The organism is Paenibacillus rhizovicinus (assembly GCF_010365285.1).
Taxonomy (GTDB): domain Bacteria; phylum Bacillota; class Bacilli; order Paenibacillales; family Paenibacillaceae; genus Paenibacillus_Z; species Paenibacillus_Z rhizovicinus.
The window spans coordinates 6,775,516-6,792,061 of record NZ_CP048286.1 but is presented as its reverse complement, the minus strand read 5'-3'; the positions used below and the strand labels follow the sequence as shown (position 1 = coordinate 6,792,061).

General features: G+C 54.7%; 17 protein-coding genes and 1 riboswitch. Of the genes, 7 read left to right on the top strand and 10 right to left on the bottom strand.

Translation table 11 applies throughout. The annotated features are described in order from the left end of the window. Window positions 1-141: 141 nt before the first annotated feature. The 3 genes from GZH47_RS30305 to GZH47_RS30295 all read right to left on the bottom strand — a co-directional run bounded on the left by GZH47_RS30305 (window position 142) and on the right by GZH47_RS30295 (window position 3,870). Complete coding sequence (locus GZH47_RS30305; protein ID WP_162644816.1) at window positions 142-1,290, bottom strand: trypsin-like peptidase domain-containing protein; 1,149 nt, start codon at window positions 1,288-1,290, stop codon at window positions 142-144. 14 nt (window positions 1,291-1,304) lie between these two features. Further along, a complete protein-coding gene (locus GZH47_RS30300) occupies window positions 1,305-2,576 on the bottom strand; it encodes an FxLYD domain-containing protein (RefSeq protein WP_162644815.1) in 1,272 nt (423 codons plus the stop codon). Window positions 2,577-2,778: 202 nt separating this feature from the next. After that, window positions 2,779-3,870, bottom strand: a complete 1,092-nt coding sequence (locus GZH47_RS30295) for a threonine aldolase family protein (RefSeq protein WP_162644814.1) — start codon at window positions 3,868-3,870, stop codon at window positions 2,779-2,781. A gap of 215 nt (window positions 3,871-4,085) precedes the next feature. Here GZH47_RS30295 and GZH47_RS30290 point away from each other — a divergent pair, with 215 nt between their 5' ends. The 4 genes from GZH47_RS30290 (at window position 4,086) to GZH47_RS30275 (ending at window position 7,650) form a co-directional block, all read left to right on the top strand. Beyond that, window positions 4,086-4,373 (top strand): hypothetical protein, encoded by a 288-nt coding sequence (locus GZH47_RS30290; RefSeq protein WP_162644813.1) that lies wholly within the window; start codon window positions 4,086-4,088, stop codon window positions 4,371-4,373. A 127-nt stretch (window positions 4,374-4,500) separates the two neighbouring features. After that, window positions 4,501-5,133, top strand: a complete 633-nt coding sequence (locus GZH47_RS30285) for a thymidine kinase (RefSeq protein ID WP_162644812.1) — start codon at window positions 4,501-4,503, stop codon at window positions 5,131-5,133. A 157-nt stretch (window positions 5,134-5,290) separates the two neighbouring features. After that, complete coding sequence (locus tag GZH47_RS30280) at window positions 5,291-6,760, top strand: DHA2 family efflux MFS transporter permease subunit (RefSeq protein ID WP_162644811.1); 1,470 nt, start codon at window positions 5,291-5,293, stop codon at window positions 6,758-6,760. A gap of 236 nt (window positions 6,761-6,996) precedes the next feature. Then, on the top strand, window positions 6,997-7,650 hold the full coding sequence (locus GZH47_RS30275) for a hypothetical protein (protein ID WP_162644810.1): 654 nt from the start codon (window positions 6,997-6,999) through the stop codon (window positions 7,648-7,650). Between the two features lie 95 nt (window positions 7,651-7,745). Here the strand turns inward: GZH47_RS30275 and GZH47_RS30270 are convergent, their stop codons facing one another. Both GZH47_RS30270 and GZH47_RS30265 read right to left on the bottom strand, forming a co-directional pair. Then, window positions 7,746-8,450 carry an SDR family NAD(P)-dependent oxidoreductase gene (locus tag GZH47_RS30270; protein WP_162644809.1) on the bottom strand — a complete coding sequence of 235 codons (705 nt, stop codon included), beginning with the start codon at window positions 8,448-8,450 and terminating at the stop codon, window positions 7,746-7,748. 127 nt (window positions 8,451-8,577) lie between these two features. After that, window positions 8,578-10,158 (bottom strand): copper amine oxidase N-terminal domain-containing protein, encoded by a 1,581-nt coding sequence (locus GZH47_RS30265; protein ID WP_162644808.1) that lies wholly within the window; start codon window positions 10,156-10,158, stop codon window positions 8,578-8,580. 207 nt (window positions 10,159-10,365) lie between these two features. On the opposite strand from GZH47_RS30265, the gene GZH47_RS33930 reads away from it, so the two are divergent. Next, window positions 10,366-10,536 carry a hypothetical protein gene (locus tag GZH47_RS33930; RefSeq protein ID WP_192043563.1) on the top strand — a complete coding sequence of 57 codons (171 nt, stop codon included), beginning with the start codon at window positions 10,366-10,368 and terminating at the stop codon, window positions 10,534-10,536. Between the two features lie 156 nt (window positions 10,537-10,692). Here GZH47_RS33930 and GZH47_RS30260 read toward each other — a convergent pair whose 3' ends face one another. The 3 genes from GZH47_RS30260 to GZH47_RS30250 form a co-directional block, all read right to left on the bottom strand. Continuing rightward, a complete protein-coding gene (locus tag GZH47_RS30260; protein WP_162644807.1) occupies window positions 10,693-11,238 on the bottom strand; it encodes a DUF1697 domain-containing protein in 546 nt (181 codons plus the stop codon). A gap of 120 nt (window positions 11,239-11,358) precedes the next feature. Continuing rightward, the gene (locus GZH47_RS30255) at window positions 11,359-12,339 is read right to left on the bottom strand and encodes an EamA family transporter (protein WP_225446284.1); all 981 of its coding nucleotides are present in this window, start codon (window positions 12,337-12,339) and stop codon (window positions 11,359-11,361) included. An 86-nt stretch (window positions 12,340-12,425) separates the two neighbouring features. Further along, a riboswitch (purine riboswitch) is annotated at window positions 12,426-12,522 on the bottom strand. A 62-nt stretch (window positions 12,523-12,584) separates the two neighbouring features. Beyond that, window positions 12,585-13,286, bottom strand: a complete 702-nt coding sequence (locus GZH47_RS30250) for a glucosaminidase domain-containing protein (protein ID WP_162644806.1) — start codon at window positions 13,284-13,286, stop codon at window positions 12,585-12,587. 134 nt (window positions 13,287-13,420) lie between these two features. On the opposite strand from GZH47_RS30250, the gene GZH47_RS30245 reads away from it, so the two are divergent. Then, window positions 13,421-13,579 (top strand): hypothetical protein, encoded by a 159-nt coding sequence (locus GZH47_RS30245; RefSeq protein WP_162644805.1) that lies wholly within the window; start codon window positions 13,421-13,423, stop codon window positions 13,577-13,579. Between the two features lie 450 nt (window positions 13,580-14,029). On the opposite strand, the gene GZH47_RS30240 is transcribed toward GZH47_RS30245, so the two are convergent. Beyond that, on the bottom strand, window positions 14,030-14,470 hold the full coding sequence (locus tag GZH47_RS30240) for a DUF2203 domain-containing protein (protein ID WP_225446283.1): 441 nt from the start codon (window positions 14,468-14,470) through the stop codon (window positions 14,030-14,032). 213 nt (window positions 14,471-14,683) lie between these two features. Next, window positions 14,684-15,658: a Gfo/Idh/MocA family protein gene (locus tag GZH47_RS30235; RefSeq protein WP_162644804.1), complete on the bottom strand. Its 975-nt coding sequence runs from the start codon at window positions 15,656-15,658 to the stop codon at window positions 14,684-14,686. 193 nt (window positions 15,659-15,851) lie between these two features. Here GZH47_RS30235 and GZH47_RS30230 point away from each other — a divergent pair, with 193 nt between their 5' ends. Beyond that, window positions 15,852-16,409, top strand: a complete 558-nt coding sequence (locus GZH47_RS30230; protein WP_162644803.1) for a superoxide dismutase family protein — start codon at window positions 15,852-15,854, stop codon at window positions 16,407-16,409. Window positions 16,410-16,546 lie beyond the last annotated feature (137 nt).

The following is a 16,546-nucleotide window of genomic DNA, read 5'->3' as shown; positions in this document are numbered from 1 at the left end:
CAATCATTATGCGCGGCTCCCAGCGCCTGGCGCTTCAAGGTCATGGCGGCAGCGCAAACAAGCCGGCAGCGAATGGCTGCCGGCTTTACGCAGAGAAGCAGCCCGCAAAGGGCTGCTTCTCTTACTGAATATGATCCCCGGTTACAGTTTCTTTCCTTTGCCCGTAATGATTTTCAAGACGCCGTTCTCCGGCTTGATGGTATATTTCACGCTGTAGGTGCTTATGACGGTGTCGCCGCTCTTCTTGTCCTCATAGGCTTCGATCACAGCCGTGAGCTGCGCGGACTGCGAATCGGCCGATGTGACCGTTACTCGCGTTACGCTGACGGCCAGCGTATACAGATAGCCTTTGCGAAACGCTTCGTACGACGTCTTCGTCTGCCAGTCGCTGCCGAGCAAGCTGTACGCCGTGACGTAGTCTTTGCTCCCAAGCGCCTCATAGAAGCTGCGCACCGTATATTCCGCCCCGCTCGACATCGTTTCTTTCGTGAATTCGCCTTCGTCTAACGCATCGCCTGATCCGGCCGTGTCGGCAGCAAGCTTGGAATCGGGATGCTGGCTCCAATCCTCGATCATCGCTTTCGCTTGCCCGATCGGAATGCTGAAGCCGATGCTCCCTTGTTCCTCGCCGGCCGAATTAATGCCGATGACCTTCCCGCTGGACTTCAGCACGAGCGGCCCGCCGCTGTTGCCGTGCGTAATCGGAGCGGAGATCTGATAGAGGCCTTTATAACTTGTCTCCTCAATGTCGAAATCGCGGTTCAATCCGCTGATGATGCCTGTCGTTACCGTATTATCAAGGCCGAGCGGGCTGCCGAAGGCGATAACCTCATCGCCGATATCGATCTTCGCTCCCGCGTCGATCTCCAGCGGCTCCCTTCCAGACAGTCCATCGGCGCGTATAAGCGCGATATCCTTCTCCGGATTGACGCCGATCAATTTGCCCGTATAGAGGCTGCCGTCGGACGCCTTCACTTTAATGCCTTGCGCGTCGGCGACGACATGCGCATTCGTGACGATATCGCCTTTGCTGTTATAGATAAAGCCGGAACCGGTAGCCTTGCCTTCATATGTCGTCACTTCGACGGCAACGACCTTCTTCTGATCGCCCTGAATGACGGTCTTCAGATCCGGCTTGGCGGCTGAAGTCTTGACGACCGCGCCCGGCTTGCCGAGGGCGGAGGAAGCCTCTACGACCGGATCGTTCCACTTGTCGTTCAGCACGTATACCGACACCGCTCCCCCTGCGAGGATAAGGGACGATAAGATAATGGAAAGCCATGATTTCATTGCGCGTTCCTCCTCTATTCCAGCTGCCATTCCATGTTCGTTACCGAAACCGAATACATGGAACCGTCATAATAATAGCTGTTATCGAACGTTGCCTTGTCGCCGATCGCCAGATAATACGGCGTTACATAAACCGTATCATGATAGATCACGTTGCCGTAGGCGTCCTTCAAATCATAATAAACCGTCACGGAGCTGATCGGCCGCGTAGCCGCGTTCTTCACTTCTCCGTCGATTTGGAAATACCCGTAATCGTTGAGTCCGGCATGAAGGGATACCAGCTGGATCCCTTTCGTCCTGTTGTTCATGTCTTCCTTCGTGGAAGCTTCGACCGCCTGCTCGATACGCTTCTGCTCCGCTTCCTCGAACGCCTTCTGCTTCGCTTGGATCGTCTTCTGCAGACCGAGCAATTTCGCGTTCTGCGCATCCTGCTTGAGCGCGTCGGCAACGATCGCCAGCGCCTTCTCGAAATTCCGGCTGTTCAATGCCGACGAAGACGATTCGTACGACAGATCGACGATCTTCTGTTTCACGTTCTTGACGGTACTCGCCGCGGCTGGCCCGGAATACGGCTTTAACGTCTCCAACAGCGGCAGCAGCTCGTTCACGGTCTTCTTCGCGGCGATGCTGTCCTTCACCTGGCCAACGACGAAGGCCTCCTCCTTGGCTGCCGTCTGCGATACCAGCTTCTTATAGATCGCCCCGTCGCGGGACGCAATCGTCTTCTGGAGCGAATGAATGTCTTTGATCGCTTGATCGTATTGCTTCTTCTGCGCCTTGGCATCCGCCGCCTTCAGACTATCGTCCAGCTTCATGACGTCGGTGAGCACGGACTGGTCGGCCAGCAGCACGGCGTGCGTCGGACGCAGTTCGAGCGCCTGCTCGAATTGCGCCTTGGCTTCGGCGTATTTTCCATTCAGCGCCAACGCTTCTCCCGACCGCAGCAGCGCGTTCGCCTGCTTCGATTGATGCTGTTGGTACAGGTAATCGCCGGCTCCGCCGATCCCCGCCGCCAGCAAGCAGCTGATCGGGAGCAAATACGTCCAAGCTCGCGCGCGCTTACGCTGACGCGGTACTTCTCTATCATTCGCCGTCCGGGCAACGGTCACCGCGTCGTGACGGTAATGGCCGTCATCCATGACCGCGGCGACAGCCGTCTCTTCCGCACCTGCCTGCAATTCGGCTTCCGCGGCAGACGCACCCGGTTCATCATGAATCGGCGAGCCGCAATGGTTGCAAAACCTGCTCTTCGCGGCAATCGAGCCTCCGCATTGTGTACAAAACATTTCTCTTCCCCCATGGCTCTATTTAGTAAATATTGTGAAACAGCTTTCCTTAATTCGACATTTTACTTGAAATTCCTGTTTTTCCCTCTCCGATTTCATGAAAAATTTAGGGAATGAGACGCAAAAAAGCCCGCGGACTGCATCCGCGGACCTATTTGTCATATAGGATTTTGGGTTAGTTAGCAGGAATGGCCGAAGCGACCTAGCTGCCGCTCATCAACTCGCGAAGCAGCCGGAACGCGTCGTGCAGCTTGTCCTTCGGTATGGCGCGGTAACGATCGCCCAGGCTGATCTCGTAGTAGCAGCTTTGATCCGAGACGGCGTTGATATTGTGCGTCAATCCTACGCCGGTCTGCTCGCAGACCGAGATCATCAGCCGTTCGGCCGCTTCTTTGGACAAGTCCACATGCACGTGGAACATATTGGATACCGGAACGGCCGGCCTCGTCGTAACGGCCTGGCAGCCGTTATACAATGCGGCCAGTTCGACGGCGTCCCGATAATATTGCTCCATCTTCGGCAGGCGTTCCTTGAAATAGCGCGAAGCCGGGACGATGTACGGATATAGGCTGATCAAGTCGCCGCCGTGCCTGCGCTTCCACACCTTGGACGCCTCCGTAAAGTCGGTGTCTCCGGCCAGAATCGCGCCGGCGATGCCGCCGATGCCCTTATAGAACGAGATATAGACGCTGTCGAACAAGGCGCAGACTTCAGCGGCGCTCTTGCGGTAATACGGCAGCACTTCGAACAGCCTCGCGCCGTCCAGGTGAAGCTTGATCCCCCGTTTGCGGCAGTGGGCCGAGATGGCCTCCACTTCCTCGAAGGCCGGCAGCTGGCCGCCGATCTCGCGCTGAGGCAGTTCCAGCAGCAGGCAGGCGACGTCGTCCGGCAAACCTTCCACGTCCTTCAATGTGATCAGGCTGGTCTTATCCGCCAGCAGCACGGGCTCGAGGCGGTGCAGCTCCCTCAGGCCGTTCTGCTCATGAATCTCCAAGTGACAGAGCGGATGGTAGGCGACCTTCGTCTTCCCGCTCCGGTCGCTCCAGATCCGCAGGGCGATCTGCTGCGCCATCGTTCCGCTTGGGAAGAACACCGACGACGTCTTCCCGAGGTACTCCGCCATTTCCGTTTGAAATTGTTCGATTACTGCGCCCGAGCCGTATGTATCGCTGTCCGTGCCGCCGTCGATTCCCTGGAAAGCCTCAAGCAGGACGCCGACGTTCCGTTTGCCGTGTCCTCCCACGGGATAGAGCGATTCGTTAAACGCTTGCTGCAATGTCTTGGTGTCGTTCATAAGTAGGCTCCTTCATTCAGCTTGCCGCATTCGCTGCGTGCCAAGCTCTTTCGTTATCGTCTATGATTTTCCTAAGACTGTACCACTATACTTACTCCTCTGCCTAAAGGCAAACGCCCTCCTCGACAAAATCAGCACTGGTCCCAGTACAACCCGGACGCTTCCGACATATGATATCGTACGCAATTACTCTTCCCGCGGGGAGGTGATTTCAAATGACATTCGCTCCTACTGACTGGATGCTGTATTCGATGTGGATCGTTATGGGTGCCATGGGCTTGAATTTCTTGCTCGGCCTCTATCAATCGCTCAAAGCCAGTACGTTCTCCAGCGATTTGATCACGAACTATCTCAAGGATCTTGTGATGCTCGTACTCCCAATGTTCATGCTTGCCAACATGACCCTCCTCGACAATACCGGATGGATCATGGAAACTGCGTACTACGTCGCTGCTTTCGGGGTTGTCGTCAAATATCTGATGGATTTGAAAAACAAATTGTAATCGTATACAGGACAGCTGCCGCTACCATCGGCAGCTGTTTTCTTGTGCGCCGGCAGCGCCAGCCGTCTTGTCAGCGGCAGGCAAATATGATAAATAAGTAAAGACATCAAGCTGAGGAGAGGTTGTATTGGCACAACTCTATTATAAATACGGAACCATGAACAGCGGCAAATCGTTCGAAATCATCAAGGTCGCTCACAACTACGAAGAACAAGGCAAGCGGGTCCTTATTTATTCGCCGTCCTTCAGCGCCCGCGGGACATCGCAGCTGGTCGGCTCGCGCGTCGGCTTCGAGCGCGAAGCCATTCCCGTCGACGACGACACCGATTTGTACGCGAACGTCAAATCCCATCTGTCCACGTCGGGGCCGAAGCAGATTTACTGCGTGCTCATCGACGAGGCGCAGTTTCTGAAGAAACACCATATCTTGGCTTTGACGCGGGTCGTCGACGAACTGAACATCCCCGTCATGGCGTTCGGACTGAAGAACGATTTTCAAAACCAGCTCTTCGAGGGCAGCTACAATCTGCTCGTGCAAGCCGACAAAATCGAGGAAATCAAGACGATCTGCTGGTATTGCGACCGCAAAGCGACCATGGTCATCCGATTCCTGGGCGGCAAGCCGGTCAACGCCGGCGAGCAGATCCAAATCGGGGGCAACGAGGATTACAAGCCGGTTTGCAGGCGCTGCTATAATCAAGCTTTCCGTGCCGTCGATACCGCATTGGATTCGGATTCGGCGCCTAATAACGGAAGCTAAATAGATCCGAATCGTAAGCCAGCCGGGATTATCCGGTTGGCTTTTTTTTCGCCGCGTCAGCAGCTCTTCAGCCGACTATAATCTTCACGTAGAATTCTTTTGACTTCCTATTCAAGTCGCTTTACAGTGGAAGAAATATGAAATTCAGGAGGCTTTTATGTCGGCTCAACATGCAAAACAGCCCGTCACGGTTCCCTTCACGTCGATGCGGCAATTGATCGGTCCGCTGCTTGCCATCATCGTCGGTATTTTCATGGTTATTCTGGACAGCACGGCCGTAAACGTGGCGGTTCCGAAGCTCGTGGACGACTTCCACAGCAAGTTCGAAACGGTCCAATGGGCCATCTCGGGCTATGCGCTTGCACAGGCGGCTGTTATCCCCCTTGCCGGATGGATCACGGACCGCTTCGGTTCCAAGCAAATCTTCATCGTCTCGCTCGTCTTGTTCACGCTCGGCTCTATTCTGTGCGCGACGGCGCAATCCATCGACCAGCTCATCTTCTACCGGGTGCTGCAAGGACTCGGCGGCGGCATGGTCAGTCCGATCGCATTCGCGATGACGTATCGGTTCAGTCCGCCGGAGAAAGCAGGCTCCATCATGGGCTTGATGGGGATGCCGATTCTGCTGGCGCCAGCGCTCGGACCGATTATCGCCGGTTATTTGGTTGATAAAGTCAGTTGGGAATGGATCTTCTTCATCAACATTCCCGTCGGCATCCTCGGCGTCATTCTGTGCGCCTTGCTGCTTCCGAGCCTGCCGAAGAAAGCATCGACTTCGCTCGATATGCTGGGCATCATTCTCGGGCCGCTGGCGTTCTCCGGTCTGTCGTACGGTCTGAGCGAAGGCGGCACCAGCTGGACGTCGGACAAAACGATCATCGGTCTGGTCGTTGGCGTCGTGGCGCTCGCCGCCTTCATTATCGTGGAGCTCGCGCGCAAGAAAGAACCGCTGCTGGAATTGCGCGTCTTCCGCTCTTCCCTGTTCACGCGCGGCATTCTGATCCAATGGGTCTTGCAATTCGTCATGTTCGGCATCATCTTCTCCGTGCCCTACTTCATGCAGAAGCTAATGGGCATGTCCGCCTTCGAAGCGGGCATGTGGACGCTGCCTCAAGCGATCGCGGCAGGCGTATTCATGCCGATCGGCGGCAGGCTTTACGACCGGATCGGCGCTCGTCCGCTCGTGCTCATCGGCCTTACGATCGTCGGCGTCGGCGCCTTCTTGATCTCCCGCATCGATCCGTCGGACGACGCCATACAGTTCCTCGTTCCGCGCGCCATGCTCGGCATGGGCATGGGCTTGTCGTTCCTCGCGCTGAATACGCATTTGATCCAATCGGCGCCAAGCAATCTCGTCAGCCGCGTAACTTCGCTTACGAGCGCGGCGCAGCAAATTATGACGTCCTTCTCCGTCGCCGGTCTGACCACGATCATCGCCAACCGGACCGCTCACTACGTCAGCCGCGGAGATAAGCCGGTGCCCGATGCGATGTCGCATGGGTTCCACGATGCCTATCTCGTACTCGTCGGCCTCGCCGTATTCGGCCTGCTGTGCGCGACGACGCTTCGTCGTCCGAAGACCGAAGGTACGCAAACGCCCACTGCGCATGTGGTTGACATGGGGTAATGGGCATCTAGAAAGTGCATGACCGCCTACAACGCAAACGTTCCGAGCCTGAAGCTCGGAACGTTTTTGTGTTTTTGCAGCGCATCATAGGCTGGGCACGACTCAAGCAAGCCATCGAATTCGTATTCGCCTTTGACAAAGAATAAACATTCTCGAGCTTCTGCACGTTTAAAGGTTATGCCTCTCCATTGCAGACAAGGAGGATTCCTGTGCCGATACGGAGCAACCGAATAAGGATGACCATTGGTATCGTCTTAGTAATGACCGCATCCGCTATTATTTTCAGAGCCGCAGCTGCCCCAAGCACCCCTGTTGTTTCTAAAGTCTATAACGTAACGAGTTCTGCAGATTATGCCGTAAGCGGTACGGTCGGGGGACTCGTTAACTTCGCGGATTATATCGTAACGGGACACTACGTTTCGTTTCAAGAGAGTTGGAATATGGGGGAGCAATATTGGAGCGAAGTTTATCGATTTGTGATTGAGAAAGCTGACTTCGGTCATGTCGGCGGGACGATTTCCGTTGCAATACCGCATTACCGGCAAATCGACACGCGGATTGATGGCGAGACTTATTCTGTTCATCTGGATTTGCCGAATGATTCGCAGCCTGCGATCGGGGAACAATACGTACTATTCTTGAAACAAAATCAAAGGAAAGACAGCTATGGGCCGGCTGCAGTCCCATTCCAGGTTGAAATTAATCATGCCAAATTGGCCGAATTGAAGTACAACACCTATTCGAAAAGCAAAGAGTTGAAAACGAAAACAAACGATACCATTATCTTCTCCAGCGAATCCATTGATGTCGCGGCCATCGATGAAATCTCCGGATTAAGCGAGGCAGAGTTCAGACAACAGCTGTCAGCTGCCATCGCATCCAAAAGATAAATCCGAACCCAAAAATGACCGCTCCCCGGTATTCCACCGGGAAACGGTCACTTTGTTTGCACAGGAACAGCAATTCAAGCGCTATGACTTCGCGCTTAGATTTGCAGTTCCCGGCCTGCCGGATCCACATAACCATGGTTCTTCAGTCGCAGCGGACGAACGCGCTCCAGAAGCTTCACCAGCTGTTCCGCCGTTTCTACCGGATCGCCGGGCGCCCGCTCGCCGCCCATATCCGTTCTGATCCAGCCGGGATGGATGGCCAGCACTTGGAAGCCTTGCGGTTCAAGCTCTTTGCGGAGCTTCTCCGAGAAATACGTAAGGGCGGATTTCGACAGTCCGTACGGATAATCGCCTGCATATACAGTCGCGTACGCGCCTGCCTCGGAGGAGATGTTCATGATGGACGGCATGCTCGCTTTGCGAAGCAGCGGCATCAACGCTTGAACCATTTTGATCGGACCGAACAAATTCGTCTCGAACGACTCGGCTATATCGCCAAATTGCAGCGATTCAATCTTATCGTCGCGGCCGAGCAGGATCGCGGCGTTATTCACGAGCGCATCGACGGTCACGTCCCTCTGCTGCAATTCGTCCGCGAGCTGGCGGGCCGAAGCTTCGCTAGTCACATCAAGCTCGAACAACTCGATTTGCCCTTGCAGCGACGCCTCGAGTTTCGCGAAACGCGGCTCGGCCGCTGCTTTGTCGCGAACCCCTGCAATAATATGATGGCCGCGTTTTGCGGCGGCGATCGCAAGCTCGAACCCAAGTCCTCGGCTTGCTCCGGTGATGACAATATTCATGCGTTAATACCCCTCTCCCGAAAGTAGTCCAGTTCTATTATAACGCTTTCATTCGATCAGAAGCCACTTGGAAGGGATTTACAGATTCCCTTCCCGCTTCGATTGGACATACGATCCGGCGATCCGGCTAGTTCATGACGAGTTCGATATCGGCCATCCCTTTCGCGTACACGAAAGTAATCGGCTTCGGCAATTCCAGTCGCTGCAAATAAGTGATGCCGTTAACGGTCTTTGTTTTTTTCATGACCTGCGTCGTTGCCGTGACCGTATACGCCTGGCCTTCGATCATCCCTCCGAGTCCGAAATACCCTGCACCGATTACGGAAGTTACGGCCGTGGCTCTGCCATCGGAGGATACGGCAATGGTATTGCCGCTGGCATCCTTCAACACAACGCTCGCGCTGAGCGGATGCCCGGCATTGTCTTTGATCGTGCCGCGCAGTTGAATCGGATGGAGCGTCAAGGTGCCGAGATCGACGATCGCGCCGGAATATTCGAAAGCATGGGAGAACAGATCCGTATAATCGCCTAACGAAGGACGCGTCCAATGTGGCGTAATCACATCATAGGAATAATGCGTTCCCGCGACAAGACCGCGCAAGGCGAAACTGCCATCCGGCTGCACCGGAACATGAAATCGAACGGCTGGCCGGCCGCTATCCTTACTCTCCGACGTAACCATGATTGTCGCATTGTTAAACGGGGTTCCCGCTTCATTCACGAGCTTGCCCGCGGCCTGCGGGGCAGGCGCAGCCGTTAATCGAAGATCGTAGAGGACGGGTTCCCCGGTGCGATAAGTGAACGTATACGGAGCCGGAGCATCGAAGGAGCTGTACAGGTTCGCATTCAGATCGAACGATACCGTATAAGCAGCGCCGTCCGTCAGCGATTCGGCAACATACATGCCAGGCGCGTTCACTAATGGTACCGAATTGCCCGCATTCTCGAGTGCAAGAGGCTGCGAATAGCTGTCGATCGGATCGCCGTCCGGCGTTACGATTCGAAATACGGCGGCCGGATGGCCGAACGAAGTCAGCTGATCGCATAGGTTCCATCGCCGATAGCCGAACTGGCAAGGCCGAATGTCGGCATCTTCCGGCCAAGCGCCTTGTACCATGTAATCCTTGCCTTCCTCAAGCCCGTCGAAGCTGAAACGGCCGTCGGCCGTCGTCTTCGTTTCGGACATGAAATGATACACATTGACATCCAGGCGCATTAACCGTAGGGTCCGTGTACGGCCGTTATTATGGGCCACTTGTCCCTGCCAAGCATGTCCGGAACGAATGTCGATCTTATGCGCCGCCGCATCCCATAGCACGATATTGCCTGTCGCTTCCCCTATGAAACGAAGCGGCACGTAGACGGACGCGCCGTGCAGCACCGCAGGCGTATCCGTCGAAACCGGTTTGCCGTCGACGCTGGCATTCCGATCCCCAACGCGCAGCTCCAACGTCATCCAGTTATTCGCGCCTTTCACGGTCTGCGTCGCCGGATTCCATTGGACCGTCAACTGCAAGGCTTCGAAGATCGCCCGAAACGGTACCATCGTGACCCCCTTCTCGATGTAAGGCGCTGCCGGCATGGTGATTGGCACATCGTTCAAAGCAACCGATATCGCCGGCGTTTGGCTCTGCGCCCGCGCAGCCGGCGGAAGAATCGCGAGAACCAAGGTTAAACTTAGAAAAAGCATACCTAAATGACGCCGCATAGCCGCTCTTATCCCCTCCGGTAAATGGAATATTCCAGAAATCGATTATAGCCCACGCCTCTCCGTTATACCAGCCCGTTTCTTAAGCCTGCGACAGGCCGAATAAAAATAAAGAAAATGTGAAGGCGTATAAATACCTGCCTCCCATGGGCAGGCTAGTTTCTGTTGCCTTGAGCATCCAAAACATTCCAAGAGGAGGTGTACACTATGAACAATCCACAAAACCAAGTGTCCAAAGCCGACGTACAGTCCTCTGAGCTGAACAAGTTGCCTGTACCGGGTCAAGAAGACACCGAATTCTCCGCAGAAGATGCGGCTGAAGCATTCGAGCACAACAATGCTTCGCATAACGCAGCTCAAAACGAAGACGAGGAATAACCCATACGTCGTCTTATGCGGACGATCGAACGCCAACATGTCGTTCGCTCCAATTGCAGACAACGGAACAACGAAAGAAGCCTCCCGATTGCCGGGAGGCTTCTTCGTCGTTCCGCTTGCAGCTCACTTCAAATACGATCCGGCAAGCGCGCCGTTCTATTCCGATCTCGACGCTTCGGCCATCGCTTGCAGCTTCAGCACCGTGTTCCAATTACGCGTCGTCACGCCATCTCCCAGCTTGGCGAAGTTGCCTGCAAGCTTCGAATCGAGCACGCTCTGACCGTAGTGGCAGTAAACGGAGCTGCCGTCGACATGATACCGGTCCAACTCCGAGATGCCTGCTCGCAGCTTATCGAGCTGTTTCTCCGTCAGTGGCGAGTCGAGCACGGACAGATGGACGCTTTTCCCTTCCAGCCGCGCTTCCTCGGCATATGGACAGCCGGTAATAATGGCGTATAGTTCCGCTTCCGTGCGAATCAATACTTTCGCCACGATGCCCGAAACCCGCGTAATCGCTGCCTCGACCTCTTCCCGGACACGGCCTGCGCCGTGCTCGGACCGAAATACGACATTGCCGCTTTGAATATAGGTCTGCACGCGATCAAGACCGACGGCTTCCAGCTCCCGCTTCAAATCGGCCATCGTCAGCTTATTCTTCCCGCCAACGTTAATGCCCCGAATGAGCGCAATATAAGTCGTCATGGCAGCCACCCTTCTTGTACCTGAATTGTACCTGAATGACCCTAATATATCGCGCCTACGATTGGATTACAATGGAAGAGCCGGCTTGTTCCAAGATCCGTCCGTGCTCGTCTCCGTGCCCTACGCTCTATGCGAGAAGCTCCTTGCTTTGGTCTGCGGAAACCGTTTGACCAGCTCCGGAAGCGCGACGCCGATCAGCACCAGCGCAACCCCTCCCCACTGCAGCGCGCTGACGCGCTCATGCAGCACGATAGCTGATAACATGACGGCCACCGGCAGCTCTGAAGCGCCGAGAATCGAAGCCGCCCCTTCTCCGATATGGGGAATACCCGCCGCGAATAGCACAGGAGGTATAAAAGCGCCGAATAGGCCGAGCAGCAGCCCGAACACCAGCAAATGTCCCCAGATCAAGCCGTTGAACAGAAATGCCGGCGGGAACAGGATGAAGACGACGATCAATCCGCCCGTTATCATCCAGGCACTGCGGAACGCCGGCTCCGCGGAAGGTACGATCTTGCCGCTGGACAGCATGAACAACGAATAACTCAAGGCGGCGAGCAATCCAAGCACGACGCCAAGCGCATCGAAATGCGTCAAGCCTTGATCGACAATGCCTGCCGCGAACAGCGTTCCGATGAACAGCACGATAAGCGTGAGCAGCATCAGCTTGTTAGGACGTTGGCGCATCCTGATCGCATGGATGAACACGCCGATCCACGTGAATTGAAACAAAAGGATAATGGCGAGCGAATTCGGGATATAACGCAGCGATTGGTAATACAGCAGACCGGTCAGCGCTGTCGGCACGCCTGCGGACATCAGAAGCAGCCTCTGCTTCCAAGTGAGCCCTGTTCTCTTCGCCGTGCCGGCGGCTGGCGTACCTGCCGACGAAGCTGCGTTTCTCCGCTCATTCCGTCCGGCTTTAAACCGTATATAGACAGCGAGCAGCCACGACAGCACGAAGCCGACAAGCAGCTGCGAACCGACCACCTCGCCTAATTGATACCCTTCGTCATAAGCTTTCACGACGATGGTCGATAGAATACCGTAACTAACGGCGCCAAGAAAAACCGCCAATGCGTATTTCAAATCGAATTTCATTCCTCTGTTGTCTCCTCTCCAAGCTTCGCAGTCCTGTTTGCGCGCACAAAAAAAACTTCCTAACCGCAAATATGGAATAGATCCTCCGAGGATCGAACCATATTCGTAGTTAGGAAGTTACGGCTTCCTGTAGAAACCCCCGCCCTGCTGCGAGGTTATACGAATCAATCGGGTCTGCTTGCGTCCGTTCGTTGAAATGTTACATGACGAGTGAAATCCTGTCAACCGTTTCTTGCATCCATGCGTTAAACGAGTTTTTTGAAATCGCCTCTCATAATTGTTCGGACATGCCCTGCCCATAGTCCGTTGGCAGGACAATACTTACGCGCGACTTTCTCGATCGTCGTATAACCCCGGCCGATATAGTTGTCGTTAATAAGTTGTCCGAATTTCCGAATGCTGTCCCCTTTCGTTTTGAAGGTAAACGCCTTTCTATGGGCATCTCCGGTGATCGCATTGAGACCGAAGAGATTGTTCTTGGTTCGGGAGAGCGTGCTCTTGCCGTTGCCACTTTCCAATTTCATCACCGCGATGATGAAGAAAGCATTGATTCCGTATTTCTCTTCCACGCCAAGGATGACGTCCTCAAGCCCGAGTCCTTGCAGCTTGGTACCTTTGAGCAAAGCGGCGATATGGGCTCTTGTCATTCCTGAATCGGACATGATTTTCGAGGTCGGCTTAACGGGATTGCTGCTGTCGTCCGCTTCGGCGGCGGTTTCGGCGACTGCTTCGGCGGCAGCTGAGGCTTCGGCATCGTTGGTCAACAAGCGGTGCTGTACGGAAGCCGACGAACTGGATAAGATAGCGACTTCGCGCTTCTTGGCGGGATCCGGAACGGAAGCGTCCGTCTGCGCTGCCTGCGCATCGGTTTGCTCCGATAGCGGCACTGCATACCGGCCATGAACGTAACCGCCGCCGATCAATGCCAGCCAGCCGTTATCGGTCATATGCCTAACCTTCAAGATCGTGTCTTGCTTCACTTCTCGGAGAATGTCGGCGTCCGCATTCGGCAGTGCCCGAACATTGAGGTAAAAGGAAGTTACTTTATATGTAAGGGGAGTATTGGAGACTGGCGGGGCGCTTGCTTGCTCGGTTGCAAGCCGTGCGGATGGGGCCGTTGATGCTGACTGAACTGCCGATGCCGGCTGGGATGCGGATGCTATCGATACGGATGGCGTCTTTCGAACTGCTTGCGACGCGGACGGGGCTGCCGGTTTCGCAAGTGCCGCCGAAGGGGTAGATATAGGTAATGGTTTAGAGATCGTCGTAACGGGCCGAAACGTGAATTTCGGCGAAACCGGGGACACGGGCCCGGACGTATTCGCGTTGGCCAACGATTGAATCTTGCCTTGCCACTGCGGGAAGTTCCTTTCGGCTGAACGCTCGTGCCACGCGCTTGACGGCAGGTTGAACGATAAGAATAAGGACGCCAGAAGCGCCGCGCTAATCATGTAAGCCACTACATTCCACTGGAGACTCCGAGACATAGATACACCTCTTCCTTGGATTTTAAGGGCCTTTCCGATATAGGTTAGATTGTAAAGGCTGTCAACTGAAAAGCATGTCAAAGCTTCTGTAAGAATTGTATGATCTTTTGTCGACGGACATGCCATTGATGACGAAACAAAAAGAAGCCTGATTGCTCAGGCCCCTTAAATGAGAAAATTCCAATCTTTTTTTAAAACTTCCGTTAATTCGTCAAACCCGCGTCAGGATAGCGTTTGCGGCCCCTGAAACCGTCATCGTACCCATGGTAATGCGTCGCGCGCTCTTCCCCTTGCTTCCAACAGATTAGAATTTCCTCACCATTCAAAATCGAGGGGAAATCAATGAGTCCCGGATTGATCATTTTGAGCATGACGCCTTTGCGTTCGAAGTTGCCGACAGCCAGCTCCACTTCCATCCGCATGAACTCCAGCTGGCTTTCCAGCTCGAAGTACGGGTCCTCTCCATTGCCGCCGTTTACGGGCATAGAGCCGTTGCGGCGCTTCTCCTTCAATTGATGAAGCATTTCGAATTTCATTTCAAACTGCTGCGCCAGCAGTTGAAGCTTGATCAATTCTTCCTGCAGCTGAGGCAGCAGCAAATTCGCTTCTTCTAATGTAAACGTGACCGGTTTCATTGCGTTCATCCACTCCTTATAGCCCAGTTTACTAAATCTCGTCACAAAATGCCATTTCGATGCCCTCCGGAACGAGCTGGTTTGTGCAGATTACAAGAACGGGGTCACATATGGAAAAAGGCCGAAGCATCCCGTACTTGGGAGCTCCGGCCTAATTTGAATGTGAAGCAAATTTGCTCGCTTATTTCGCTTATAATGAGACATTTGCTTTATACGAATCGACTAACTCTCGGCAGCAAGCGGCGCATAGCCCGCCGCTTCGTAGATCATCTCCGACAACCGAACCACCTTCAACGCGAACTTGCCGGGAACGAGCACCTCGTGCCGGCCCAGAATCGCGTCGATGAAGCTCTTGTCTTGATTCGTCGTCGCTTGCGGCAGCTCCGGCGTAATGTGCTCCTGTCCCTTGCGACGCAGCGTAATCTTGCCGTTATCGAAGAAGATGCCGCCCGTTTCGCCGCAGAATACGAAGGTTTCATGCCAGCAAGGCGCATTGCCCACAAGGTTGAGGCCGGCAATGGCGCCTTCCGCGAAACGGATCGAGGTGAACGTATCGATCTCGACGGGCGTGCCGTGCATTTGCAGCTGCGGCTTCACTTCGACCGGCGTCAAGCCTGTCGTCCACAGCAGCACATCGATAATATGGCTGCCGGAATCCATCAAGAAACCGCCTCCGGACAGCGCAGGGTTCTGGCGCCAAGAGCCGACCGTGCCGACTTGCCATTCCTGGTAGAGCGAAGCCGTAACCGACGTGAGCTTGCCGATCTCGCCGCTCGCGATCGCATCGCGGATGTACAGGAATTCCGGCTGGAAATGCCGCTGGTAGGAGACTTGCATGATTTTGCCCGATTGTTCCGCGATTTGGATCAGCTGTTCCGCTTCGGCGGATGAACAAGTCATCGGCTTCTCGAGCATGACATGGAAACCTTTGCGAAGCGCATCGCTCGCTTGCTGGAAATGCAGCGTATGCGGCGAACAAATAATGACGGCGTCCACGACTCCGGAATCCAGCAGATCGTGGTAATCCGAGAAGGTTTGCACGCCGGAAAGTCCATGATTGGCAATGAAATTGTCCAAACTTGCCGCGCTTGTATCCGCCAGCGCCGTGATCGTCGCTTCAGGCAGCTCCTGAAGCTGGCGCGCATGCCAGCCGGCGATGCCGCCCGTACCGATAAATCCAATGCGAATTGCGTTCAACTGCTTCGCCTCCTGAAGAATAGGAATGATATGTAATATGTTCATCACTTAAGCTAGCATAGATTGCAAGCGCAACCAATCCAAAATCGCGCCAAGATTATTCCATTTCCGCCATGTTTGCCAAGCAGCATCGTAGGCAATGATAAACAGGAACCACGATACCTTAAGCTGCATCAGGAGGAAGATACCGACTATGAATCAAGCACGATTGTGGAAAGGAATCGCCGCGTCCGCCTTGCTGCTCGGACTCGCGGCCGCGAACCCGTTGCAAGCGCTGGCGAGCGATCATCATGGCGGGCAGGCGCCGCAAGTAACGGTGAAGCTCATCAATACGAAAGGCGAAGAAATCGGCTCCGCGATGCTTACCCAGAAGGATGACGCCGTTCTCGTTCGCGTGGAAGCATCCAAGCTGACGCCGGGCGAACACGGCCTGCATTTCCATGAAATGGGTAAATGCGAAGTGCCCGATTTCAAAACCGCCGGCAGTCATTTCAATCCTGCGGCAAGACTGCATGGCTTCAACAACCCGAAGGGCTTTCATAACGGTGACCTGCCTAACTTGAAAGCGGACGCCGGCGGCAACGCCAAGGCCGAATTCGAAACGAAAGTCGTGACGCTCGTGAAAGGTCAGCCGAATTCGCTTCTCAAAGAAGGCGGCGCAGCGCTCGTCATTCATGACAAAGCCGACGATTACGCAACGGATCCTTCCGGAAACTCCGGCGACCGGATTGCCTGCGGGGTCATTCAATAACGCAGCCTTACGCGCAACATCCCTTGAAGCCATGGCCGAGGAATCAACTGCCATGGCTTCTTCGTTTACATTCCGGGCGAAATCCGCTACATTGATAGAGTTGAATAGAGAGAGCGAGATAGAGATGGAAAGCTAGA